Genomic DNA, 26,968 nt, shown 5'->3' with positions numbered 1-26,968 from the left:
ACTTATTAATTATAACTTACTGAAGTAATCTGCAAAAACTTGAAGTATATAATCCCTCTTCTCTTGGTCAATACCTGGATAAACTCCAATAAAGAAGGTATTATTCATGATATAATCTGTATTTTCTAGATTACCAACTACTCTATATTTAACATTTTGATAAGCTGGTTGTCTAGTAATATTACCAGCAAACAGCATTCTAGTCATGATCTTATTCTCTTCTAAATGATTAACTAAATCAGCACGATTAATCCCTGAATCTTTTCGTACCGTTATCGGAAATCCAAACCAAGAAGGATCAGAATTTTTAGTTGCCTCTGGTAAAATTAAATAATCTTCATAATCTTTAAGTCCATCCTTTAATTTCTTAAAGTTTTCCTTCCGCTTTTTAATAAATGAAGGTAACTTCTTTAATTGCTCGATTCCTATAGCTGGTTGTAAATCTAAAACTTTTAAATTATATCCTATATGAGAATATATATATTTATGATCATATCCATAAGGTAAAGTCCCCATTTGTCGTTCAAATCTATATCCACAGGTATTATCCTGTCCTGGTTCACAATAACAATCACGTCCCCAATCTCTAAAAGAACGTACTATTCTCTCTAACTTTGTTGAATCAACTAATACAGCTCCTCCTTCTCCCATCGTCATATGATGAGCAGGATAAAAGCTTACTGTAGCAGCATCCCCAAATGTTCCTACTAATTCATCATTATACGTTGAACCAACAGCATCACAACAATCTTCGATAACATATAAATCATGTTCTTTAGCAATTTCCATTACTGCCTCAAGATTAAATGGATTACCTAAGGTATGAGCCAACATAATTGCTTTCGTCTTCGAAGAAATAGCTTGTCTTAATTGTTCTATATTAACATTATACGTACCTAAATTAACATCAACAAAGACAGGGATTAAACCATTTTGAATTATAGGATTTACTGTAGTAGGAAACCCAGCAGCTACTGTTATTACTTCATCACCAGGTTTAAGTCTTTTATCACCTAATTTAGGTGATGTAAAAGCCGTCAAAGCTATTAGATTTGCTGATGAACCCGAATTAACTAAAGAACAACTTTTAAGACCAAAATAATCTGCAAATTTTTCTTCAAACTCTTCAGCATATCTACCAGCCGTTAACCAAAAATCTAAGGCTGAATCAACTAAGGACATCATTTCTTTCTCATCATAAACACGACGAGCAAAAGGAATTACATCTTTACCAGGCTTAAAATCCTCACTATTCTTTTCTTGTAATTTATGCAATTCTTTAACTTTTTCTAATATTTCTTTTCGTAATTTGCTTACTTTATTACTCATAATTTCTCCCCTCAATCCTAACTTTATAAACGCTTTTAAAATTTACCAAATTAATAATTTATATTTAAATGCCTTTCAAACGAAAGTACTAGCTAATTATTACAATTAACTTTCTCTATATTAGTGTTCTTTTCCGCCACCTCAACCTTATCCCAAACAGTTTCATGTAAGTAATAAATAGTTGTCTTTAACAATACTTCCATTAAAGCTGCTGAACCAGCCAATTTAAACTCTCCGGTTAAAAAATAAACTATTAAAATTGTTGTAGTAGTAGCTGTTATTCGCCAAGTAACACTTTTCAATATTCGTCTTAACTTATTGCTCATCAATAATTACCTCCAACTTTTATCAGTTTACAGTTGACAGTTGACAGTTAATTCATTATTGGAAGTGTTTACTTTTTCTTATTCTTTGTTCTTTCTCGATATTCAAGAGCGTCTTCTTTAAAACCTTCAAGTATAAACTGCTTTAACTCGAAAACTCTTTAAACGATTTTAACTGTCAACTGTAAATTGTCAACTGTCAACTATTACTCCCTGTCAACTACCAAAACCTTCTTCCCACAAAGCACAACCGCTACCTTTAGCACCTCATCTATTCCACTAAAAAGAAGCTCATCCTCATAATTAGTCTTCTCTATCTGAGCTAAAGCTTCCTCAGCCGTCTTAGTCATAACCTCTTCCTCGCTACTCTTAGCTACCTTAAACTCAATAACTACCCCTCTCTTACTCTTATCCTCAGGGATAATTAACACATCCGGTCTACCATCTCCGGATTCTGCATTCGACTTTATCCTATACTTCTTCTGGAGATTAACTAACAAGCCTAGGATAAAAGCATGGTAGAAGTTCTCCGCTGCATTATAGCCTACATCAAAATAACTAAAAGTCCTACGAACAAGATAACTAAACTTTTCTGCAAAGTCATCAATATCTCCATTCACCAAATCCTCTAACATCTCTCTTATCTGTTCTGTACCAACTTCACCTTCTTCAAACCAATCCATAATTATATCTCTATATAATTTTCTTATTTCTTTATTAGGTATCTTTAAATCACAAATAGCATCTCCAAAGCTGTTATAGTGAAGACCAACTGGCTTTAGATAACCACTCACCAATAACAAATTCCAGAGCACACTTTCATTAATAACTGATCTATCCTGAATATCACGGAAATTAGTATCAGTATTAATTCTAACATCCTCTATCTCTTTGCCACTCAACAAAAGCTGTAATTTTTCTTTAAAGCTTTTTCCAGTCTTGCCCAACATCTGTCTAATAATACTATTACTACTGGTATTCACCCAATAAGGCTTTAAGTTCCCATACTTTAAATAGTTTAAAATAGACCAGGGATTATAAATAACCGTCTCATCCCCAAAAATATATCCATTATACCAATCTCTAATCTCATCTATACTCTCTTCTTGATTATAATAAGCAAGTAAGTCCTTAACTTCCTTTTCTATAAAACCAAATTCCTCAGTAAAAATATTATCTATAACTGAACATACTTCCAAATTATTAAAACCAGAAAAGATACTCTCTTTCGCTACTCTATATATACCAGTAATTACTGCTGTCTTTAAATACCTATTACCTTTCAAACCACCAGCTAAAAAGGCTCTCATAAAATCTATAATATCTTCATAATAATCATTTAAATATCCAGCATTAATCGGAGTATCATACTCATCTATTAAGACAATAACATTCTCGTCATGATATTCTGCTAATAGCTTTGTTAAAAATTCTAAACTAGAAGCAAACCTAACATAACTTGCTTTTTCACTAATAATTGAATTATATATTTTTTTATCAATATCCCTTATTTTATCTGACTCTAATAAATAATCATGTTTTTTATACTCATTACTAATCTGTATAATTAACTTTTGATAACATAAATCAAAATTGGCAAACTTAACATCTTTAAAAGTCAGATTAACCACCGGATACTTCCCTTGTTCAGATCTATATTCCTCTCCTTGCTGCCAGATCTCTAAATCCTGAAAAAGTTCACTATTATCTTCTTCTCCATCTTCAAAGAAATAACGCAACATTGACAAGTTCAACGTCTTACCAAATCTACGGGGGCGAGTAATTAGTTTAACTTTAGAAATATCATCTATAATCTCTTTGATAAACAGACTCTTATCAACAAAATAACCATTGTTCTCTCTCAAATCTTTAAAATCATCTATCCCAATCGGAAGTCCCTTCAAGCCATCTTTCAACACTTTAACCCCCCCCTGTTAATTTGAGATTAAGGCTAAAGCTAAGGTTAAGGAAAAACGCTAAACCTTAGCCTTAATCTTAACCTAAGTTTTTAATTGTCAATTGCTTCTAAAACTTTTTCCACCGATTCCTCCACCGTCAACTCAGCAGTATCTATCACCACATCAGCATCATCCGGTTCCTCATACGGTGACGAAATACCAGTAAAATTCTCTATCTCTCCTTGCTTAGCCTTCTCATATAATCCCTTCGGATCACGTTCAGCACAAGTCTCCACATCCGCTTTCACATATACTTCAATAAAACTATCTTCTCCTGCTCTTTCTCTCGCAAAATCACGCATCTTCTGAAAAGGCGAGATAAAAGAAGCTAACGTTATTAAACCTGCATCTTTAAATAAAGCAGCTACTTCCGCAATCCGTCTAATATTCTCATCTCGATCTTCCTTAGCAAAGCCAAGGTCAGAGTTCAAACCATGCCGGACATTATCTCCATCTAATCTATAAACAGCCTTACCTTGCTTAAGTAATTCTTTTTCTACTTCCACAGCTATCGTAGATTTCCCAGAACCAGAAAGACCGGTGAACCAAACGACGACTCCGCGTTGGCCTAGGTTCTTGCATCTATCTTCATATGTGACCTTACCTTTGTGCCACATAATGTTATTTGAGCCTTTATTCGAGTTGACAGTTGACGGTTGACAGTGGAGATAAGTAGAAGATCCCAAATTAAAAGGCAGTAAACTTATCATAAACTCATAATCAGCCTTGCCTTTTAGGCTGATTAAGACAGTTTGTTCATTGTTGTCATTATCAACTTGTCCTTTATCTTCTATTCTTCCTTGAGGTTCAGGAGCATCTTCCTTAAAACCTTCTAATGAAGTCTTAGATTTCTTTTTATCCATTATATCATTCACCAACTCCTTCTAGCAGTTGACAGTTAATTCATTACTGTCATTATCAGCTTTTTCTTTAGATTTTTCTCTCTTGATATTCAATCTCGTCTTTTATAAAGCCTTTATTTCAAGAACTCTCTGATAGTCTTAACTGTTTCACATAACTTACAACTTAAATTTAATTATAATTTTATAATATATCTGTATATTTTATTCCAATTTTTTAATAAACCTCATTCCACATAATTCTTTATAAAAACTCAAATTCCTCTTTCCTATTTCTGTTTAATTTCTACCTTTAACCTATATAATATATCTGATTTTTAGTGTTTTAATGTTTTAAGGTCTTAACTTTCTCGCCCAGCCTACAAATCAAGGCTGGTTGCAAATCTATGATAGTCTTCTGCTTTTAATCCAAAGTTTTCTACTGGTTTTCACTGTAAACTGTCAATTGTCAGAGGAAAAACTCTAAACCCTCAAAAACTCTTTAACCTTAGCCTTAATATCATTCAGATTTAATTAACGAAGTAAACAGTTTCTCAAACTCCTTAATAAACTCCTCTACTTGCTTAATTTCTTCTTCAAGTATTTCTGGATCAAACTCTACAAAAGCTACATAATCTGCTTCTTCTCTATCTTGTAATAATGCATCATATAAAGCACCATACTCTATAGGAATAAGGCCTTCTTTAACAAAGTCTCTATGCAATGCTGCTCTTACAGCACTATGTTTTTTATACGTTTGCCCCTTCAGTATTAACACAGCACTGACAGCGTAAAAAGCTGAATAATATAAACGATTAGCACAAAAATCATGATTTTTACATTCAAATTCATGCTGGGCAGCTTCTAGACTTCTTTTCGATTTTTTCATCCAATATTTAGCTAACTCTTTTTTATTATAATCCATCAAAATCGCACTCCATCACGTTTAATCTCATCTTTAATTGGTAAGACAGAATAAAGTCCACTTTCCCAACCAACTTTATCAACAATTAAAACACTTAAATTGGTATTATATTCTAAATTCACTTCTGTAACCAATGCATATATTTCATGCTTTTCTTTATGGCTCATTCCCTTGTTTGTTAAAACCAAAACATCCAAATCAGACCCTATTTCAGCTTCATTCCGAGCTACCGAACCAAATACTAAAGTTTCTACTATAGAATACTTATTATTTATCCTTTTCTTTAATTGATACAAAGCCTTTCTTTGAGAATCATTAAGGTCCAAGTTATTTAAACTCATACTTTTCCTCCTTTGGTTACAGATTGAAGTTGAGGTCAAGGCTGAGGTTAAGGTTGAGGAAAAACTCTAAACCCTCAAAACTCTTTGTCCTCAGCCTTAACCTAAACCTCAACCTTACTCTGTCACTTCAGGTATTACTTCCTCTAATAAATTTAAAACTCTCCTTGCTACATTTACTGCCTTTATAGATTCTTTAGTAGTAAATTCTTCACAATCTCCTGGATATCTTGCTTCGACTGCATAATCATTTAATAAACTACTATCATTTCGAATTACTTCAAATTTATCAGTCTCTTCTTTACACAAATTAAGTAAATATTTAATATCATGACTTCTTCTAAATTCTATTTGCTTATAAATCAAGAAAGCTTTCAAACTCTTCTCCACACACTGTTGACTATGAAAACCAATAGTAGATGTCAAGAATGGCAACCTATTTGTTGGAGCCTCTACAAGAGTTTCTGCAGTTATTAAGTCTTCTTTAGCTTTCTTCATCCATTCCTTTACTAATGTATTAATTTTTTCTTTGTTTGTCATAAATAACTTCTCCTTCCTCTTTAATGGTATAAGGAAGGGTGCCTATTATATTTTCCTTTTCTTTAAGCTTATCCTCAGTATATACTAGAATATCAGTCGGAACAATTCTATCTTGTAATAAACTATCTATCTTATGTCTAATTTCCCTCAGTGAACCACTATCATTATTTACTATAAAAAGCAAATCCACATCACTATTATCATTATAATCTCCTCTAGCATAGGAACCAAAAAGAATAATCCTATTTAAATCTATACTTTGTACTGTACGTTCTTTAACATCTTCAAGGTATGCTTCTATATCTAAATCCTTCTCTTGATAAACATTTGCACTCATACCTCTCACTCCCTATTATAAACTAAAATAATGTTTGGGTTTAACACTAAACCCTCAAAAACTCTTTATGTCTTAACTGTCAACTATTATTCCCTGTCAACTAATTAAACCCTAAATATAATCCCACGTTCTTGTAGTAAACTCTTAATCCGATTAGCTGATTTCTCCGCCGTTTCAAACTTCGGAATATGCAGGTCGTATGAGATATCCGTAGTCACATTCTCACCTAACCAAACAGTCTCTATCTTCTCTGGATTAACCGTTGTCTTAATTAGCTCCAAGTCTTCCTGTGTCAACTCTATAGCTGTAACAGCTAATATCGCCCCAGCATCAAGCATGATATGTGATACTTCTGCTAGTCTTCTCAAATGCTCTTCTCGATGATTATTCTCACCTTTAATATCAGCATCCACACCATATAATAGATTACCGATTCCTAAGAAGTAAACAATCTTTCCATCGTTAAATAATCTCTTCTCTAAAGCCTTAGCTGTCGGCTTCTTACCCACATCTTCTTCACCTGTAATTAAGACTAGAGTTGACTTCTGATTATACTTCTCAGCTCGTTCATCATTAGTAATATGGCTCTTTTCCCATTTATAATTCCTAAGCATAACTTTCTCTCTTACCCAGCTCTGTTCATCTTCTAAAGCTTCCTGAATTATACCTCCACCAGCTATTTCATACTCATCTACAACTACAAATCGACTGGTTTCTGCTATCTCACTAGCTAAATCAAAAGCTATAGCTTTTTCTAATTTCAATACACATTCAGCTACATCATGTCTTTCAATCTTGTCTTTAGCTTCGTCTTGATTTAAGTCCGAAGCATCAATTACTCGTTCTATCTTTTCTATTTTAGCTCTTACTTTCGCTGTACCCAGTTTTAAATAGTAGTTCTTCTTCTTCTCCATCGGCTTCTTACCTAGCCAAAAGAGATTAGCTCTTATCCGAGAAGTTGCTTCCGGTCGAGGTTCATCTGCTCTAGTTGCCATTTCTCCACGAGTCACATATATCTGTTCCTCTAACGTAAAGCCTGTCGAATAACCTACCCCAATACTCTCTGGTGATGCTGCACTAAAAGCTTCGATAGATTTAACTTTACTTCGTTTCCCTGATGGATAGAAGACAACTTCATCCCCGACATTCACTTGACCAGCTTCTATCTTTCCAGCAACAATTCTTCGATCATCTCCGCCTTTAGTAAACTTATAAACATCCTGTACCGGCATTCTAAACGGCTTATCCGCTGGTAACTCCTCTGCTTTAAAGCTATCTAATACTTCTAAGACAGTTTCCTCTTCATACCAAGGAGTTCTATCCGATAAACTAGCTATATTATCTCCTTCCATCCCACTAACTGGCACAAAAGACTCCGGTTCAATATCTATCTGCTTTAAAAATTGAGTATACTCCTCAACTATCTCCTCAAATACCTCTTGCTCATAATCAACTAAATCCATCTTATTAACTAATACCGTCACCTGTTTAATCCCTAACATTGATAACATATAGCCGTGACGTCTAGAATTTTCCTGTACACCTTCATTAGCATCAATCACCAATAAAGCAGCTTCAGCTCTAGCTGCCCCAGTCACCATATTCTTTAAAAACTCAATATGTCCCGGCGCATCAATAATAATATACTGTCTCATATCAGTCTCAAAAAAACACCGCGCCGAATCAATAGTAATTCCCTGTGATTGTTCATCCTTTAATGCATCTAATAGAAAAGCATACTCAAACGGCTTAGAATTACGCCGGCAAGTCTCCTTTACCTGCTCTAACTTACCCTCCGGTAAAGAATCAGTATCAGCCAATAATCTACCAATAATCGTACTCTTCCCATGATCAACATGACCAGCAATAACTATATTTAAATCATCCTTTTGATTATCTACTATATCAGTCATCGACTACTCTCCTCTGTTTAGTATTCAGCCTTAACCTGTATTCCTGGGCTTCACTGTCAACTATCAACTGTAAACCGTCAACTATTATAAATACAGCGTAACCTTAAACTCTTCCCCTATCTCCTCAAAAAGAACCTTCTTCTCTCTCTTCTTTGCCTCCTGATAAACCATAGGCAAACCTCGCCCTAATTTATCAACATACCTCATGTTCTCCATAAATTTAACAATTACAGGATTGATGGCATACGAAACTCCTGCTTTTAATTTATCTATCGTTACAGTATTAGGCAATCTGCCTGGATTTATAAACTCAATTCTATCATCAAAGAATAATATCCTTATCCTAGAACCAAAAATTGAATAATCTCTATGCACACAGGCATTTACAATTAACTCTCTAAATACCTTATCTGGATAAGTTTCATTCTTAGCTACTCTTTTGGTCTCAACTATATCAGATGAATTTATTATATTATTCTTTATCAGTGAAAATGTAGTATCTATTTGAATATCTAAATTTCCGTCTATTACTTTTTTATCAATCAACTGCGCCCCCATTTCTTTCCCTTTAAATCTAGCAAAAGAAATTGAAGCATTTAAAAGATATCTCTGCGGATTGATCCCAAAAATAAGCAACCCACCAACAGTTGCTTTATTTTCTTCTGTTAATATATCGGTATTTCGCAATAATCTTACTTTATCCTCTTCACTCTCATTTATAAATTCAATATCATATCTAGAAAAATATTCATCTACTTTAGTTAAATTAATATCCTTTAAAGAAGTACCATCTACTCCCGTGCTATCAAAATGAAAGAAGCCTGACTTCTGAAATAATCTAAGCAATTCTTGTTGTGATGCATTTCTATTTGTAGAACCTACTCTAACTAAAAACTCATTTTTATTCGTCTGGTAAGGCTTAGTTTTTCCCTTAGGAATATCTATTAATATTATCCTCTTATGATCTATTTCTCTTTTTTCAATCTCTAAATTTATCTCAGGGATAACATTATTCCTCGCAATATTCATTATCCATTCTTCATAGTTAAATTCATCATCTATTCCTTCTACTTGCCCATCATCATCTACACCTATTAATATTATTCCTCCAAATGAATTTGACAAAGCAACCATCTCTTTTGCTAGAGAATATGGTCTTACTTCAGCTGATTTAAATTCTATTGAAGAATTCTCTCCCTGAGCCAAAATCTCTTTTAGATTGCTTGCGGTCATACATCACACCCCACCTTCCGAATACTACTCCCTATATATTATTATATCATACTCACTCTCAAAACAAACGATAATCTATTTTCTATTTAATTAATTTCTTAATCTCAATCTTAGCCTCAACCTCAGCCTTACATATAACCTTCTTTACGCAACTCTTCTAAACCTCCACCGTCTTCCTTATCCTGCTCACGACCTGCTCTCTCAGCAATATTAGAAAACTTCCCAGTCTTCAACTCTTCAATTATCTCCGCTGGATTACTAGCTGTCGATTCGACAGGATTAGTACAAGGACCACAGCCTAATGACCTATATCTAGTTCCATCACCTTGATCAAAGTAAAGCGAAACCATCGGAATATTCTCTCGTTCAATATACTCCCAAATATTCAACTCCGTCCAATCCAACAACGGATGAATCCGAACGTGAGTCCCTGGCGCAAAATCAGTCTTATACTGACTCCAAAACTCCGGTGGCTGGTCACCGATATCCCAATCATTATTTCTATCACGTGGCGAGAAGTATCGCTCCTTAGACCGCGTACCTTCCTCGTCAGCTCTTACACCAACGATAACCCCAGTATACGGCTCAGTATTCTTATCAATTTCATACTCACCAGTATTATGATTCATTCGATAGCGAGGCCAACTCCCATTTAATGTATTCTTTAGTCCTGCCGTCTTTAATTTTTGGCAGCATTCTATTCTAGTCGTATTTCCATCAGGAAAAGTCTGTTCCTCTTCCAAAGCCTTCTTATTCTGACCATAAATCATATCTAACTTCCATTCTCGAGCTAATCTATCACGATGCTCAATCATCTCCGGAATCTTATAATCAGTATCGATATGCACCAAAGGAATCGGCACATGACCAAAGAAATCCTTCCTAGCTAACCATAACATAACCGTACTATCCTTGCCAATCGACCATAACATACTTAAATTCTTAAACTCACTATAAGCCTCTCTTAAAATATGAATTGCTCTATTCTCTAACTTATCCAAATGATCCATAGATTAATTCTCCTCCTTATCCTCTTGCTCCATAAATTGAATAAATTCATTAATCTCTAATTCCGAAAGTTCTTCTTCAATTCTTCCTATTAAAGCTAAATAACGACGATTCATATTTCTATCCCCTCATTAAAAGGAATAGCATTCATAAATATTAAACCTCACAATCAAAAACATATCATATTTTAAATATATTATATCATACTCACCTTCAAACCAAACGATAATCTACCAACTAACTCTATAATCTTTTGTCTTTAGTCTGTGTCCGTCTTGTGTCAGTCTGTGTCAAACCGCTTTTAATGGTCTTGACCTTGACTTTGACTTTAACTGTCAACTATCAACTATCAACTGTCAACTATCTAGCGCCATCACCAAAAATAACAACTCGCACAGTCTGTAGCAAGACCTTTATATCCAACCACAATCCTTGTCTCCGTATGTAAAGTAAGTCCAATCTAGCTTTCTGATGCGGAGTTAATTCATAGCCGCCAGTTACTTGTGCTAAACCAGTAACTCCTGGTTTTACTAACAATCTATCCTCAAAATGTGGATAATCCTTACTAAACTCTTCGATAAAGACTGCTCGTTCTGGACGAGGGCCTACTAATGACATCTCACCTTTCAATATATTCACAAACTGAGGTAACTCATCTATCCGAGTCTTGCGAATAAACTTACCTACCTCAGTTACCCGCATATCATTCTTTTGAGCCCAGACTGGACCTGTCTCAGCTTCAGCGTTCGCTACCATCGACCTGAATTTATAGATCGTAAATTTTTTGCCATTCAATCCGACTCTCTTCTGTTTAAAGATAACCGGTCCTGGACTCTCTAATTTAATCGCTATTGCCGTCATGATCATTATGGGTAGAGTTAATATCAAACCAATTATCGAACTTACTATATCTATTAATCGTTTATTAGCTAAATAAAACTGATAACCTAGATCCTGACTGCGTTTTCGTTCAAATGCTGCTCTACTAACCCTTGAATTAATGACTTTAGATTCTAATTCAGCCATCTATTGTTCACCCCTCGTAAGATAATACTCCACCTATTATATATATCTATATCATAATTCCATTCTACCAACTCTTAATCAATAAAAATGTAACCACTATCACATCTTAAAATATTATTGTGCTTTTTATCACACTCACTTATCTATTTCAATATTAAATTCCAATTTCCTTCCTATTTTCATAAAATAGCACAACACGTTATAATAACTATCTCCAACCAAGTGCAGTCTTTAACTTATTAACAAAAAAGTTATCGAATACCTTAACCGTCTTCTTATAATACTTCGGGGCAACACACTCTACTTCTTCATCATTAATCACTAATCCTGCATTCTGTAGATAAAACTTTACGTCATTGCCTACCAATCCTTTTAGTCTTTTTACCCCTTGCTCTAAACATATACCTCTGTTATCAATAGAATGGACATCGCTACCTATCAATTGTACTAAATTATGCTTAACTAAAATTTCTGCCGTTTCTTGCACCTTTGAGCCAAATTGCCCCAACAAACTTCCTGCATTTAGTTGAAAACAGATCCCCTGCTTGACCCAATTATAGAGATAATTAGGTTCCTCCCTGACCCATCTATATCGCTCTGGATGACAAATGATCGGGATATATCCCAACACTTGTAAATCATAAAAAACATCATCTATATAGTTTGGAAGATGTCCAAAAGGTAGTTCTAATAATAGATAACGACTATCATTAATCGTATTTACTAACCCTTTTGCCGCCCGTTCTCTTAATTCTGGAGTCAAATAAGTCTCAGCACCGATCAAGACTTGTACATCTAACCCTTCCTTATTAATCATTGCTTGTAACTTAGCGACTTTCTCTTTAATCTTTTTCATATTCGATTGATAGTCGTCATGTGGGGTAGCTACCATCTTTTTAATTCCTTGCCGTTCTGCCTCCTTAATTACCATTAGTGCTTCTTGATAACTCTTTACTCCATCGTCTACCCCAGGCAAGATATGAGTATGCAGGTCGATCATTATTTATCACCTCATTATTATCTTTATGCATTTATATTCTATCTTTATGCATTAACCCTCTCTCCATAGTAGTAATAATCATAATACTTTTCATTCCCATAATATATAGTATCTCTATTAAGCACCGTACCGATCACATTAGCTCGCACTTTATCTAAAGTCTCTCTTGCCTTAATCAACACTTCCTTAGATGTCATCTGTGCAGCTACTACTAATACAAAGCCATCCACTTTATCTGCTAAGACGGTAGTATCAGTTACAGCAATAACTGGTGGTGTATCAATTAAAACCAGATCTGCCTTTGCTCTCGCTGTTTTAATTACTTCCTTCATCTTAGCTGAACCGATTAATTCCGCCGGATTAGGTGGAATCGGTCCACTACTAATTAACTGTACACCTTTTATTTTAGTCGTTCGCAAACCTTCATCAAATTCTATTTTATCGGTTAAAATTTTACTCAACCCAGTATGATTAGTCATCCTAAAGAATCGATACTGGGTAGGTTTTCGCAAATCAGCATCAATAATAATTACCCTCTTACCGGTCTGTGCTATTGAAATCGCTAAATTAGCTACCGTTAATGACTTGCCTTCTCCGGGATTACTACTTGTCAAGACTATCGTTTTTAACGGTTGGTCAGGACTTAAAAAAGAAATATTAGTCCGTAAGCTTCGATAGGCTTCTGCTGCTGGTGATTTTGGATTATATTTAGTTATTAATTCATCATCTCTAATTTCTTCTTTCCTATTCAATATCTCCACCCCTTCCATATCCCCGTGTATGATCGATCTGTTCTAAGTCAGGAATTGTACCCAATACTGGTAGTCCAGTTAACCTTTCAATATCTTCCTCACTCTTAACCGTATCATCGAAATACTCTAATACAAAGACTAAGCCAATACCAACAAAGACTGCTAAAAATGTTGCGATCACTATATTTAACTTTATATTTGGCTTAATCGGTATCCCTTTAACTATCGCTGAGTCAATCACTACTAAATCTGATGTCTGCATCGCCTTTTGAATCTGAACTTCTTCGTTTTTTTCCATTAACATCGTATATATCCTTTCAGTTACCCTACTTTTACGTTCCAATCGTGTTAACTGCAATTCCTTCTTAGGTAGTGAACTTAACTGCTCGTCTAATTTATCGATCTGTTCTTTATAAAGCCCTTGTTTCGCTTGCACCGTTATAATCTTAGTCTGCAAATCGATAACTTTACCTTGTAAAGATTGATAGAGCGGATTAATCGTCTTTGTCCTAGCACCGATTACCTCTTTGACCGCCGCCTTCAATCGTTGCTGAACCTCATCTATCTGTCTTTTCAATGCTATTATCTTAGGATGTCTATCTGTATATATCTCTTTTTGGCTTGCTAAACGAACCTTTAATTCGGCTAACTTAGTCTGATAATTTTCAACTATCGGATTCTTAGTGATCGTCTTGGTTGAGACTATCTCCTTATTCTGTCCAGTCAAGCTCCTTTTTACTTCTTGCAATCCAGCTTGATACTCTTTTAACTCCACGTCCGTTTTAGCCGCTAATGTCTCCAGTTCGGTCAACTTATCTAAGGTTACTTTTGCCTGTTCAGTCGGTAATACAACGCCCCTCTTTTCTTTATAAGCCAATAGCTTGTCCTCAGCGTTAGCCAACTGCTCTTTGACAGTAGCTAATTGCTTAGTGATAAAATCAGCTGCTCCTTGTAAGTCCGTTTGATTTATCCGCTGGTTTACTTCTTTAAATTTAGCAACTAACGTATTAGCTATTTTCTTCGCCGTTACTGGGTCCGGATAATTCACAGTAATATTAATCAGATTATCTTCAGCATTCCCAGCAATACTAATTCGGTCTCTTAATGCTTTAGGTTCGATCAGTTCTCCTGTCTCTTCTTCTCTTAAATCTAATTCCTTAATAACCTTCTCAATAATCCGCCTACTCTTTAACAACTGTGTATAAGTAGCAACCTTATCAGTCTGCCCTGTTAACAAAGATAATTTCTCATCAAATAAATTCTGAACTCCCTGGTCCTCTTTAATCATTACTAGAGTAGAAGTCTGATAAACTCGCTGCATCTGCATACTTACCACATAACTAATTACAACTGCCAATATGCAGATACCGATAATTAACCATTTCTGTCGCCAGATTATATTAAAATATTCTCTTAAATCAATCTCTATCATCTCATCCTCTAATCGCTCCATGATCTTCCTCCTAATTTTAATAGTAATATCAATTCTAAAGACTAGTTTTCAAGCATAATCAATTGATGTTAGCCATTTAGAATGAAGCAGACTGGAGTAAAGATAAGCATAAATAAGCTGTTTTTGTTTGACCGTAGGGAGTTTAAAACAGCTCATGCTTATCTTTAAGGAAGTCGTAGCGGAATTCGTAGGCGGTATCAATTGATTATGCAAACATCTTAGATATCAATCTTGTTTGCCCGATAGTATTTATTTAATTCAAAAGATCTTTCAATGAATTCAACCCACCTACAAAGAAGAAAAATCGTTGCCAATCATACTTTGTCTTCGGAATATAGACCGTGTCTCCATTTTTTAAATTAGGATTATTAGACTTTTTATTAAATATCTTGGCTAACTCTAAACTTTCAGTTCTCTTTCCGGAAATATATTTAGCTTTATTGCTAGCTCTATCGGTCAATCCTCCGGCTTGAGCGATCAAGTCACTTAAATGCACTCCTCGCTTCAACTTATATTTGCCTGCTTTTCTTACTTCCCCTAAAACCGTAACCTCAATAGTATCCTCGGGGATATATAAAACATCTCCATCTTCTAATTTATAATTTTGCAAAGTATTATCCCCATTTAATAATGACTCCAACTCTATTAGTAAGGACTTATTATTTCGTGTTAATTTTACATGTGCCAAATCAGCTAATTGATTAACTCCACCTGCAAAAGAAATAGCATCTAATATTCGCTTCCCTTTTTGCAGTTGATATGTACCCGGTCTATTAACTTCACCTAATACTGTGACTCTAAACCTTTGATACTTCTCTAAAGCTACATTAACTTGCGCTTCCTGTAATTTAATATACTGACGCAATCTAGTATCAAGCACCTTAGTCAGTTCTTTCACTGTCAATCCTATTGCTTTAATCTCTCCTACTAGCGGAAAGTTTATTTTACCATCTGGCCCCACTACTGTTTGCCGCTGCAGGTCTGGATGCCCCCAGACAGAAATAAAAAGCTGGTCATCAACACTTAATTTATAATCATTAGCCCATATTCCTACTGAATTAATCAAGACCATCAAGATTAAAATACCTAACACTAAACTTACCCTACGCACCATAATTCCCCCCTAGGCAATCATATTTTCTATAAAGCGACACATTACATTTTTTTACATATATAAATAAAAATAAAGGCTCCACAACGGATCCTTTATTAATATACCATAATCATCTTTATTTGTCAAACAATACTAACTAATTACCTATCTTAATTCTTACTTGTCTTGACCTTCATAATAAATGAGTGTGTAATCATTCGATGAATAAACTTTCTTAGCTCCCATCGGTAACACTTTATGGACCTGTTGCCAAGCACTTTGGTCCATTATAGCTAATGCCTCATTTCTTTGTTGAAAATAATTAACTAATTTTGTTTTACTATTGATATCATGAATCAAAAAACCGGTATAAACAGCTAGAGATTCTGGTTCTCCATAATTAAAACCAACGATATTCTTAACTCCCTTTTCTTCTCGAAACTGTTTCAACTTATTAGCAATCGGTCTTTTAGTATATCCTTTACTTGCCAACGGTACTACCGCTACGGAGAAATTAAAGATAAAAATCAAGACCAAAAGACTAATCAAGTATGGCGTCCAATAATACTTCTTCTTAAAGATTAAAAACAGACCAAATATTCCTAAAATCATAAAAGAAATTCGAGCTGGATTCATCAAAGCTCGCAGAGCTATTCCTTCGGCCGACTTTGGTATTGCTGCCCCAATTGCAATAAAAGCACAAATCGTCAACACTACTGGTATACTCAAAAATTTACTATTTGCCTCTCCTTTAATTACCTTCTGACACAAATAAGCTACTAAAAGAGCAGCTGCCGGATAAATCGGTAATAAATAAAAGACTAGCTTACCACTAAATAACGAAAAGAGAATTAAAGGCAGCCAAAACCAAGCCAACAGAAACTTAACATCAGTTGTAATCTCTTTTCTCTGCTTAATAAAGTAAATAAAACTAGAAATCAAAAGCGGTGACCATGGAAAGGTTGTCGCCGGTAACGTCATTAAATAATAATAAAACGGTTTATTATGAGCAAAAGAATTGACTGCTCGTCCAAAAGTTTGCACCACTAATAACTGATAAGCATACTCCTTCCCGCCACTAATCACTGCCGGAACCAACCAAAGCAAGATAACACCTAAGAAGACTCCCAAACCTTTACCTAACTTAAGTCGTTTAAACTCAGCCAAATTGCCATCTAATATAATAAAACCCGGAATCACCACTAACGGGACCAAAAAACCAGCTGGTCCTTTAATAGCGGTCGCAATTCCCATTAATAAATAGACTAAAAGGTAGTATCTCCCTTTTATTCGGTCGTCATCCTTCGTCTGATAGCCCATATAAAATGAAAGCAAAGCTCCGATAATGAAGATCGCCATTAACAAATCCATCCGAACAAAGATCGCTAACCCCGAAAATAGTAACGTAGTAGCCAATATTAACCCTGGCAGTAGGGAATATTTCTCCCCTAAAATCACCTTGCCGAAATGCGATGTTAATAAAACTATAATTATTGCGGCCATTATACTTGGTAACACCATAGCTAACGTTGAATATCTTCCAAAGATAGATTTGCTCAAATTTAACACCCAAAAATAGAACGGTGGTTTATCGGAATAAAACTCACCCCCAAAATGAGGAACTAACCACGTTCCAGCAGCTGCCATTTCACGCGCAACCTCTACATATCGCAATTCATCTCTATAATGCAAATCTCGGTTAACTGTAGATGGTAAATATAGAATACCACAGAATATAACTAATAATAAAATATAAATAAGACTCCGTTTAGATAGACTTAACTCCATCCTACTTTTTCACCTCTTTTTATTTAGATTCTTATTCTAATTCCTGATCAGTTACTGTTTCCCCTTTATTCTTCTTAATTAAGGTCAAGTTTCTTAAATAAATGAAAGAACCAGTCGCTTGCCCCACTATAAAGACCGGGTCCCGCCGATGAATAGCATAAGTTAATAAGGTTAAACTCCCTAAGATACTGAAGTACCAAAAAGCAGTAGGAATTACACTTTGTTTGGCTTTTTCTGAAGCTAACCATTGGATTATAAACCTTAATGAGAACATAGCCTGTCCGATAAAACCTACAATCACCCAACCTATTGCCATTATTCGGTCTCCTCCTTAATTGTGTAGTCTATATTTCGTTTTTGCATCCATCTCACAGCCAAAGTATCAATTAATCCTTTCCACAATCTATTATTGATTCCGTATTTTGATTCACCATGTCTCCGAGAAAAATGATTAACCGGCACCTCTGCTACTTTATAACCATTCAACTTAGCTAAAGTAGGGAAGAAACGATGCATTCCCTCAAATAAATAGTACTCCTTGACAACTTCCTGTTTAAATAACTTCAAAGGACAACCAGTATCTACTATATCTTCATGAGTTAATCTATTTCTAACTCCATTAGCAATCTTTGAAGAAAGTTTTTTAACCCAAGTATCCTGTCGATCTTCTCTAATTCCACAGACTACATCATGGTCTTCACTGCGTGGTAAGAGTTTAAGAATATCAGCTGGATCAACCTGCAAATCAGCATCTAAAGTTGCCACTAAACGGCCAGTAGCCTTCTCAAACGCCGCAGCAAAAGCAGCTGTCTGTCCGTTATTTTCTGTAAAATGATATACCTTAACTTCCTCATATCTAGCAGCTAATTCATCTAAAAGTTCACTACTTCCATCAGTACTCCCATCATCAACATACACAATTTCAAAAGAATCTATCTCATCTTCAAGAACCTCTCTAATTCGATCGGTTAGCGGAATTAAATTATCGTATTCGTTATAAACTGGAGAAACTACTGATAATTCTACTTCATATTCTTTCATCATTGATTTCCTCCTTTTCCAAACCACACCATTATTATTTCAATACTCCTTTTAAAAATCCTGCTATCCACCTTTAATCAATAACTTTCAATTACTATCAGATTCTGTTTGATAATAGATTAACAAATATCCATTAGACGAATATATTCGACTAATTCCGCTAGGTAATCTTTTCTTTAATTTAGGCCATTGGTCCTGTTGGATCACTGCCAATACTTTATCTTTTTGGTGAAAATAATCTATCATTGCCTGCTGATTATTAATCTCTTTAACAAAAACATTAGTATAAACTGCTAAAGCATCCACTTCATTATATCGATAGGCAACTAAGTTCGTTACCTTTTTTTGTGTTTTAAATTCCTTTAATTTAATAGCTAACGGTTTCATAGTATAATCTTGACTTAAAGCTGGAACAGTAGTTATTGAAAAGTTCAAGATGAAAATTCCCAACATTAAAACAATCATACACGGAACTAAATAATACCGCTTTTTTAATAAAATAATCAATCCGATTAAACCAATCACCAAAAAAGAAATAATCGCTGGTCTCAATCCAGAACTCAAAGTAATTCCTGATACTGATTGTGGTAAGGCTAACCCGCCCCCGCCTAACATAACCAATGTTAAAAGAGCCGGAACGACTATGAATTTCTTGCTAGCTTTACCGGAAATAATCTCTTTAAATAGATGAGCTACTAACAAAACAGCCGCTGGATAAATAGGTAATAGATAAATTACTAATTTACCACTAATTAAGGAAAATAAAATAAACGGTAACCAAAACCAGACTAATAAAAATTTAACCTCCCATCTTAAAGTACCCCTATTTTTAATCAAATAAATAAAACTACTAATTAAGAAGAAAGTCCACGGCAAAAATGTCACCGGATACGTCATTAAATAGTAATAAAACGGCCGAGCATGCGCAAATGAATTAAGAGCTCGTCCAAAAGTTTGCACTACTAATAATTGATAAGCGTAATCTTTCCCTCCGCTAATGAGAGCCGGTACTATCCATAACAAAACTACTCCTAAAAAAAGCCCCAAGCCTTTTTTTAACTCCATCTCTTTTAATTCGGCTAAATTTTTTTCTACTAATAGAAATGTCGGAATCACTACTAACGGAACCAAAAATCCCGCCGGTCCTTTAATCGTCGTAGCTAATCCCATAAATAGATAGAGCAAAAAATAATATTTTTTCTTAGCCCTGCTCCCTTTATAACTGCTATAACCAAAATAAAAAGAAATTAAAGTAGCCATAATAAAGATTTCCATCAATAAATCCATTCTAACAATTATTGATAATCCAAAGAATAATAAGCTGGTCATTAATATCAACCCGGCTAAAAAAGCGTACTTTTCATTCAGTAACTTACAGCCTAACCAAAAGGTTAATAAAACAATGATAATACTAGCCAATATACTCGGCAAGGCCATCGCTAAAGTTGAATAAGTACCAAAAATCAGCTTACTGAGGTTCAAAATCCAAAAATAGACCGGTGGTTTATCAGCATAAAATTCGCCACCAAAATGAGGTACTAACCACGTTCCACCTGCTGCCATCTCACGCGCAACTTCCACGTATTTTAATTCTTCTTTTCCATGTAAATCTCGATTGACCGTGGAGGGCAAATATAAAATCCCACAAGCTAAAACTAAGATTAGAATATAAATGATACTTCTTTTTGATAGTAATAGACTAGACTGCATCTCCATTCTCTCCTTAAATTTTCTCGTTCTAAACTATCCCATCTATATTCTAACGGTCTAACATTAGTTAGCTATTAAAAAAAGATTAAAATTTGATTAGAAAATAAAAAACAACAACCCCTTTTGAGGATTATTGTTTGGGTAACTTAACTATTACTATAGTTCCTACTCCTGGCTTACTCTTGATGTCTATCTCTCCTTGATGCACCTTGACAATCTCTTGAGCAATTGCTAAACCTAAACCATGACCACCTTGTCTCTTACTTCTAGCTTCATCTACCCGATAAAACCTATCAAAGATATTAGCAAGATCTTTTTTAGCTATTCCAATACCGCTATCTTTAACTCTAATTTCTATATTTTCACCTTTGTCTACAGTACTTAAAGTAATCTTCCCATCATCTGGCGTATATTTAATACTATTATCTAAAAAAATCCTTAACATCTGCTTAAGTAAATTACGATCTCCTTTTAAATTGATACTTGGGTTTTTCACGACCTTTATTTTCAATTCAGGTGCTCTCAATCTAGACTCCTGCGCCACTTCACTCATTAATCGCTCCCAAGCAATCTCTTGTTTTTCTATATGCTGTCTTTCTTCTCCTTTAGCAATTAGGAGTAACTTTTCGATTAGCTCAGACATGTTTTCAGTTTCATCCTTAATAGCGGTAATTGCTTCCTCTAAAACTTCTTTATCTTCCGCTCCCCATCTATCTAATAAATTAATATATCCTTGAATGACAGATATCGGAGTACGTAATTCATGTGAAGCATCACCTATAAATCTTCTTTGTCTCTTAACTGCTTCTTCTAGTCTAGATAACATCTGATTAAATGTCTTAGCTAAACGACTTAATTCATCGTCTACATCTCTAACTTTCAAACGGTCTTGTAAATTTCCGATACTGATTTTATTTACCGTTTCTATAATACTTTCGATCGGCGCTAAAATCTGCCGGGTCATAAACAACCCACTCAATATTGAAAAGACCGCACCTAACATAGTAGTAATCAAAATAATAAATCCCAAAATATCCTCGGTTCTTTCTAAGGAAGTTATATCTCTTACCATTTCTAATTGAATTAAGTGCTGACCTTGATATTGCACTAATTTTTTAAGATATAAAAATTCTTTCCCTTTGGTACTAAATTCAGTGAATTGATTCGGTTTAACTCCTTGTGGCAATTCAATATTCTCCAATTCTTTAGAAACATCAATTAAATCACCATCAGCATCCGTTACTTTGGCTGCTAAATTGGTAGAAAAAATCCTAAAATCTTCTACTAAGTCCAATTTGGTTATGTCGGTTTGATTTTCCTTAAGCTCTTGCGTTAATTCCTTAGAAATCTGTTGGCCTATATGTCTAAACTCTTGATGAACATCTTTTAACAATAAATACTCTACCCCGTTTTGAATAATCAAATTTAATAGCATTAAGACCATTAAGAAGATAATCGCATAAATCAGCGTCAACCGCCATGATATCTTTTTAAATCTATGTAAGAAGGTAAACATTAACTCTCCTCCTTTAAAACATAACCTACTCCACGAACAGTATGGATTAACTTAGTATCGTAAGGATCATCTATTTTACTCCTTAGATATCTAATATAAACATCGACTATATTAGTATTCCCTTCGAAATCATAACCCCATACTTTTCGACTAATCTGTTCTCTACTCAGTACAACTCGTTGATTAATCAATAAATATTTCAACAAATCATATTCCCGTTTGGTTAGCTTTATCTTTTCTCCACTACGCCACACTTCTCTGGTATTAACATCCATAACTAAATCACTAAATTTTAATTCATCTTTTTGTTCTGCGTCATTCTTTTTCTTTCTAAGATTAGCTCTCATTCGTGCCAATAACTCTTCAATAGCAAATGGTTTAGTCAAATAATCATCAGCACCGCTATCCAAACCGAACACTTTATCTGTTACTTCATCTTTAGCGGTCACCATAATAATCGGCACACTAGAGTTCTGCCTAATCTGACGACAGACTTCCATACCGTTTAATTCTGGCAACATAATATCTAATAAAATAATATCGTAATTACTCTCTTGGGCTTTTTTTAATCCTTCTTGACCATTGTAAACGACCTCAGTATTATATCCTTCATAGGTCAGTTCTAATTCGAGAAAGCGAGCAATCTTCTTTTCATCCTCAATAATTAACACTCGTTTCTTCATAATTTTAAGACCCTCCAAATACCAGAAATTTATCTAAAACAGCTAAGAAGACTCCACCTAAAAATTTTATAGATAAATCTGTCGTAACCAAGCTATTTCTCTTTCCAAACCGGTCTGTAAACCTACTTTAGGTTTATATCCTAGTTTTTCTCTAATCTTAGTCTCATCTGCTTCAGTATGCTTAACATCTCCTTTGGCTACCGCCTGGTATTCTTTCTCTGCCTCTTTACCGATAATCTCTTCCATAATATTAATTGTCCGATTTAGAGTCACCCGTTCGCCAGCACCGCCCACATTAAAGATAGTTCCTTTCTCATCACTCTCTGCTGCTAAGATATTAGCTTGTACTACATCGCCGACATAAGTGAAGTTTCTTGACTGTGTCCCATCACCAAAGATAGTAATCTGTTTACCGGTTAAGATAGCTTTAATAAAAATATGAAAAGCCATATCTGGTCGTTGTCTTTCCCCAAAAACAGTAAAGTACCGTAAAGATATAGTCGGCACCCCAAAGTTTTTCCAATATAGATAACATAAATTCTCTGCTGCTAATTTGGATACACCATAAGGAGAAACCGGCTGCAACCGATTGGTCTCTTGCATCGGTAAATTATCAGTATCCCCATAAACTGAAGAAGAAGATGCATAAACGAACTTTTTAATCTCAGATTCTTTAGCTGCTTCTAATAACTGTTGCGTAACTCTAATATTATTATCAGTATAAATATCAAAGCTCTGTCCCCAGCTAGCTCTCACTCCTGCTTGTGCTGCTTGATGATACACATAGTCTACTCTCGCTAATAAGTCAACCAAATCAAGCTCCAATAAGTCTGCTTCAATAAACTCGAAGTTATCCGCTTCTATTATCTTTTCTAAATTCTTCTCCTTTAATTCTCGCGCATAATAGTCAGTAAAACAGTCAACACCGACCACCTGCTCTCCTCTAGCTAATAACCCCTCGACTAAGTTAGAACCAATAAAACCAGCTGCTCCGGTTACTAAATGTTTCATTTATTAACACTCCTATCCTTCAACTATTTATTTGAAATTTAGACTATTATTTTTAATATACCATTATGTATTTCACTATTATTCTTTAATTTCCTGTTAATTTCTCTATTTTATTATTAAATTCACAATCTAAAGCAAATAAAAACCCCTCTGGAATTATCCAGAGGGGTGCAGTTCATTAGTCTTTATTTAATTAAAAGTCAACGCCTAAAGTAGTAGTGATAGTTGTGCTATCAGCAGCATTATCATAGCTGTTGTCTTCAAGTTCTACTTCTAAGCTAGTGTTATTAGCCATGCTATAAACAACACCAGTATCTAAATAGTCATGGTCACCAGCATTGTCAGAGCTATACATAGCATAAGAAGCATAAGCGTTTAACTTATTAGTAATGTTGAAGTTAACGCCTGGCTTGATCATAGTTACATCACCAGCACCAGCTGTTGTTGTAAGAGCAGTATCAGTTAATACAGAGTCTTGAGCTGTTGCACGAGCAAATCCTTCTTCAACATTTGCATACTCTAAAGAAGCAGTAGCGCCTGGAAGTAATTGTTTAGTTGAGAAGCCTAAGTCGATTAATTGTGCATCATTAGCATCTCCGAAAAGAATAGTTCCAGTTCCGAAGTTATGATGCTTAGTAGCTTTTACAGTATAACCATCATAGTTAGCATCATTATCATCAACATAGTTTACTGTTACTTCATCAGCTAAACCTAAGTCTTTAACGCTACCTTGAGCAAATACTACTTTGCCTTGGTTATCAGTATCTAAGTTATGTCCAAACTTAGCTGAAACACCACCATTTGCATAAGCTAATCTAGCGAAATCATCAGAGTCAAATTCATATAATATACCATCTGGAGCAGTTTCGTACATTCTACCTGCTTTTAAACTAACTGGTCCGAATGCGTTATCTATGTTAACCCACATCTCATAAACGTCAAGATTTTCAGGGTTACCTGCTCCTGCACCATTAGCAAAGTCGTAAGTGTAATCAAGCTCAGAATAGAAATTCACATTGTCAGCAGGCTTCGCATTTAAGAATAAATCGAATTCACCTGTAGTTGCACTATTACCATCTTTTACCTTGTCATTTTCAATCTCAAAATGTCCATTAGCCTTTAAATTATTCGTTGTTGCTGCCATAGCTGGAACAGCTAGTGCTACAACTAAAGCGATCATTATTACGATAGAAAGTTTTTTCACTGTACTTCCCCCTTGATTGTTTTTAGTATTAGTTTTGTTTTGGTTTATCTATTATCTAAGCCAAACAGTCAAGAGTAAGTTTCCTTGTTTCCTTACTCAATTAAATTTTTAGATAATAGATTCAATTTAGGTTTATTGAAACTATCCTCTTAATCTTACGGCCAACCTGTGGGTTTCACCTCCTTTCAACCGCTTTAATTAAGATAGATAATCAATAGCTAGTAAAAAAGAATCAATCACTCAATAAAAAATATGTTACAATCGTCAGATAATTTTTATTCTATACTACATATTTAGACATTTTTTTGCGAATCCCTGCTTGATTAAATAAAAAGATAATTCAATAAATGGATTAAATAGGTAATTTACATCGTGCAAACCAAGATTTGAATTTTTGCATTAAATCATTTGTTTTTTATAAAACTACTTTTTTCGACAAAATCATTATTCTACAACTTTAGTTGCTATTCCTGCAAAAAATATTATTTTTACATAAAAAAACTCCTCCGGGATAATTCCCGAAGGAGTTTTATAGCGTTATTTAACTTTAATTAATCTAACTTTAATTAAAAGTTAACACCTAAAGTAGTAGTTAAAGCTGACTCATCGTCAGGTGCTCCAGTCCAATCATTACTGAAGTTCTCATACTCAACATCTAAGTAAGTATCTGGAGCTAAGTCATAGCTAGCAACAAGGTCTAAATAATCTTGCTTAGCATTACTTTTGTCGCCTTCATACATAGCATAACCGAAGTATACACCTAACTTATCAGTTAAGTCAAAGCTTACGCTTGGCTTAATAACTTGTACATCATCTGCAGAATAGATAGGTTCATAGTCAGCATTAACATCATTAAATACAGAGTCATCTTGAATAGCTGTATCATTATTAAGAACGAATCCTTTATCAACAGTTCCATATTCTAAACCAGCAGTTACGCCTGGGAATAACGTCTTAGTTGTAAAGTCAACGTCAAGTACTTGAGCACCACTAATAGGACCATTGTCAGCTTCACCAAATACAATAGAGCCTGTACCAAAGCTGTGCTGCTTAGTAGCCTTTAAAGTATAACCTTCATAGTCTAAAGTATTAGCATCGAAATAGTTTACTGTTACTCCGTCAACTAAACCTAAGTCTGTAACTTTACCCTCAGCAAGTAATACTTTTTTAGAATCGTTGTTATCTAAGTTATATGCTACTTTACCAGAAACATTATTTTCATTGTAAGCAAATCTAACAAATTCATTAGCCTTGTCTTCAATGTCATATAATAAGTTACTAGCAGCAGCCTCGTCCATTCTACCTACTCTTAAAGCTAATGGACCGAAAGCATCTTCTACATTAATCCACATCTGGTCAACTCTACCTTGATGTTCGCCTGTATCGTTTACATTATCTACAAAGAACGTATCATAGTCTAACTCAGTAAAAGCACTTACCTTATCGTTAATCTTTGCATTTAAATATAGGTCTAAGTCTCCATATGTGCTACTTAAAGTCGGACCACCCTTGTCTACAGTTGAATTCTCCATTTCTAAGTTACCATTAATAGCTAGCTTAGGTGCTGCCATAGCTGGAACAGCTAAAGCTACAACTAAAGCCAAAGTCAATACAATTGAAAACTTCTTCATTTTATTTCCCCCTTGATTGTTTTTAGTATTAGTTTTGTTTTTGTTTATCTATTATCTAAACTAAACAGTCAAGAGTAAGTTTCCTTGTTTCCTTACTCAATTACGTCTTTAGATAATAGATCAATTTAGGTTTATTGAAACTATCCTCTTAATCTTACGGCCAACCTGTTGGGTTTCACCTCCTTTCAACCGCGTTGATTAAGATAGATAATCAATAGCTAATATTACAAAACACACATATACATCAATTATCTTATATATCAAATATTATTTTATTCATTATCCTTTGATGCATTATTTATCATTCAATGCATTAA

Annotated in this window: 25 protein-coding genes; all 25 read right to left on the bottom strand. The window is 34.5% G+C overall.

The window, feature by feature from the left end; all coding sequences use genetic code 11:
* Positions 1-9 precede the first annotated feature (9 nt).
* The 25 genes from rfbH to BM077_RS02360 all read right to left on the bottom strand — a co-directional run bounded on the left by rfbH (position 10) and on the right by BM077_RS02360 (position 26,651).
* The gene (gene rfbH / locus BM077_RS02480) at positions 10-1,329 is read right to left on the bottom strand and encodes a lipopolysaccharide biosynthesis protein RfbH (protein WP_090003400.1); all 1,320 of its coding nucleotides are present in this window, start codon (positions 1,327-1,329) and stop codon (positions 10-12) included.
* A gap of 92 nt (positions 1,330-1,421) precedes the next feature.
* The gene (locus BM077_RS02475) at positions 1,422-1,655 is read right to left on the bottom strand and encodes a DUF2061 domain-containing protein (RefSeq protein ID WP_089747678.1); all 234 of its coding nucleotides are present in this window, start codon (positions 1,653-1,655) and stop codon (positions 1,422-1,424) included.
* Positions 1,656-1,858: 203 nt separating this feature from the next.
* The gene (locus tag BM077_RS02470) at positions 1,859-3,571 is read right to left on the bottom strand and encodes an AAA family ATPase (RefSeq protein WP_089747680.1); all 1,713 of its coding nucleotides are present in this window, start codon (positions 3,569-3,571) and stop codon (positions 1,859-1,861) included.
* 89 nt (positions 3,572-3,660) lie between these two features.
* Complete coding sequence (gene cysC / locus BM077_RS02465) at positions 3,661-4,230, bottom strand: adenylyl-sulfate kinase (RefSeq protein ID WP_445082256.1); 570 nt, start codon at positions 4,228-4,230, stop codon at positions 3,661-3,663.
* A 739-nt stretch (positions 4,231-4,969) separates the two neighbouring features.
* Positions 4,970-5,374 carry a HEPN domain-containing protein gene (locus tag BM077_RS02460; RefSeq protein WP_089747682.1) on the bottom strand — a complete coding sequence of 135 codons (405 nt, stop codon included), beginning with the start codon at positions 5,372-5,374 and terminating at the stop codon, positions 4,970-4,972.
* Positions 5,374-5,715: a nucleotidyltransferase domain-containing protein gene (locus BM077_RS02455; RefSeq protein ID WP_089747684.1), complete on the bottom strand. Its 342-nt coding sequence runs from the start codon at positions 5,713-5,715 to the stop codon at positions 5,374-5,376. Before BM077_RS02455 ends, BM077_RS02460 begins: the two co-directional genes overlap by 1 nt.
* 114 nt (positions 5,716-5,829) lie before the next feature.
* The gene (locus BM077_RS02450; RefSeq protein WP_089747686.1) at positions 5,830-6,252 is read right to left on the bottom strand and encodes a HEPN domain-containing protein; all 423 of its coding nucleotides are present in this window, start codon (positions 6,250-6,252) and stop codon (positions 5,830-5,832) included.
* Entirely contained in the window at positions 6,230-6,589 is a 360-nt protein-coding gene (locus tag BM077_RS02445; protein WP_089747688.1) for a nucleotidyltransferase domain-containing protein, read from the bottom strand. Before BM077_RS02445 ends, BM077_RS02450 begins: the two co-directional genes overlap by 23 nt.
* 104 nt (positions 6,590-6,693) lie before the next feature.
* Complete coding sequence (locus tag BM077_RS02440) at positions 6,694-8,502, bottom strand: GTP-binding protein (RefSeq protein WP_089747690.1); 1,809 nt, start codon at positions 8,500-8,502, stop codon at positions 6,694-6,696.
* An 84-nt stretch (positions 8,503-8,586) separates the two neighbouring features.
* A complete protein-coding gene (locus tag BM077_RS02435; protein ID WP_089747692.1) occupies positions 8,587-9,735 on the bottom strand; it encodes an RNA-binding domain-containing protein in 1,149 nt (382 codons plus the stop codon).
* A gap of 128 nt (positions 9,736-9,863) precedes the next feature.
* Positions 9,864-10,745: a sulfate adenylyltransferase subunit CysD gene (gene cysD / locus BM077_RS02430; RefSeq protein WP_090095116.1), complete on the bottom strand. Its 882-nt coding sequence runs from the start codon at positions 10,743-10,745 to the stop codon at positions 9,864-9,866.
* A gap of 358 nt (positions 10,746-11,103) precedes the next feature.
* On the bottom strand, positions 11,104-11,769 hold the full coding sequence (locus BM077_RS02425) for a sugar transferase (RefSeq protein WP_089747696.1): 666 nt from the start codon (positions 11,767-11,769) through the stop codon (positions 11,104-11,106).
* A gap of 208 nt (positions 11,770-11,977) precedes the next feature.
* A complete protein-coding gene (locus BM077_RS02420; RefSeq protein ID WP_089747698.1) occupies positions 11,978-12,769 on the bottom strand; it encodes a tyrosine-protein phosphatase in 792 nt (263 codons plus the stop codon).
* Between the two features lie 44 nt (positions 12,770-12,813).
* Positions 12,814-13,521, bottom strand: a complete 708-nt coding sequence (locus tag BM077_RS02415; protein ID WP_255361526.1) for a CpsD/CapB family tyrosine-protein kinase — start codon at positions 13,519-13,521, stop codon at positions 12,814-12,816.
* On the bottom strand, positions 13,514-14,974 hold the full coding sequence (locus BM077_RS02410) for a GumC family protein (RefSeq protein ID WP_089747702.1): 1,461 nt from the start codon (positions 14,972-14,974) through the stop codon (positions 13,514-13,516). Before BM077_RS02410 ends, BM077_RS02415 begins: the two co-directional genes overlap by 8 nt.
* A 253-nt stretch (positions 14,975-15,227) precedes the next feature.
* The gene (locus BM077_RS02405; protein ID WP_176941588.1) at positions 15,228-16,085 is read right to left on the bottom strand and encodes an SLBB domain-containing protein; all 858 of its coding nucleotides are present in this window, start codon (positions 16,083-16,085) and stop codon (positions 15,228-15,230) included.
* Between the two features lie 159 nt (positions 16,086-16,244).
* Entirely contained in the window at positions 16,245-17,855 is a 1,611-nt protein-coding gene (locus BM077_RS02400) for an ArnT family glycosyltransferase (protein WP_089747706.1), read from the bottom strand.
* 31 nt (positions 17,856-17,886) lie between these two features.
* Complete coding sequence (locus BM077_RS02395; RefSeq protein WP_089747708.1) at positions 17,887-18,171, bottom strand: lipid-A-disaccharide synthase N-terminal domain-containing protein; 285 nt, start codon at positions 18,169-18,171, stop codon at positions 17,887-17,889.
* Positions 18,171-18,896 (bottom strand): glycosyltransferase family 2 protein, encoded by a 726-nt coding sequence (locus tag BM077_RS02390; RefSeq protein ID WP_090095114.1) that lies wholly within the window; start codon positions 18,894-18,896, stop codon positions 18,171-18,173. The genes BM077_RS02395 and BM077_RS02390 overlap by 1 nt, the downstream gene beginning before the upstream one ends.
* A gap of 87 nt (positions 18,897-18,983) precedes the next feature.
* Entirely contained in the window at positions 18,984-20,606 is a 1,623-nt protein-coding gene (locus BM077_RS02385) for an ArnT family glycosyltransferase (RefSeq protein ID WP_176941589.1), read from the bottom strand.
* A gap of 130 nt (positions 20,607-20,736) precedes the next feature.
* Entirely contained in the window at positions 20,737-22,122 is a 1,386-nt protein-coding gene (locus BM077_RS02380; protein WP_089747711.1) for a sensor histidine kinase, read from the bottom strand.
* Positions 22,122-22,805: a response regulator transcription factor gene (locus tag BM077_RS02375; RefSeq protein WP_089747713.1), complete on the bottom strand. Its 684-nt coding sequence runs from the start codon at positions 22,803-22,805 to the stop codon at positions 22,122-22,124. Before BM077_RS02375 ends, BM077_RS02380 begins: the two co-directional genes overlap by 1 nt.
* A gap of 66 nt (positions 22,806-22,871) precedes the next feature.
* Positions 22,872-23,816: an NAD-dependent epimerase/dehydratase family protein gene (locus BM077_RS02370; protein ID WP_089747715.1), complete on the bottom strand. Its 945-nt coding sequence runs from the start codon at positions 23,814-23,816 to the stop codon at positions 22,872-22,874.
* A 193-nt stretch (positions 23,817-24,009) separates the two neighbouring features.
* Positions 24,010-25,020, bottom strand: coding sequence for a hypothetical protein (locus tag BM077_RS02365; protein WP_089747717.1), 1,011 nt, complete (start codon positions 25,018-25,020; stop codon positions 24,010-24,012).
* A gap of 566 nt (positions 25,021-25,586) precedes the next feature.
* Positions 25,587-26,651, bottom strand: coding sequence for a porin (locus tag BM077_RS02360; protein WP_089747719.1), 1,065 nt, complete (start codon positions 26,649-26,651; stop codon positions 25,587-25,589).
* Positions 26,652-26,968: the final 317 nt, after the last annotated feature.

The organism is Candidatus Frackibacter sp. WG13, assembly GCF_900114655.1.
Lineage (GTDB): Bacteria > Bacillota > Halanaerobiia > Halobacteroidales > Acetohalobiaceae > Frackibacter.
Note: the sequence above shows the minus strand (reverse complement) of the source record. Positions and strands in the feature narration are given on the sequence as shown.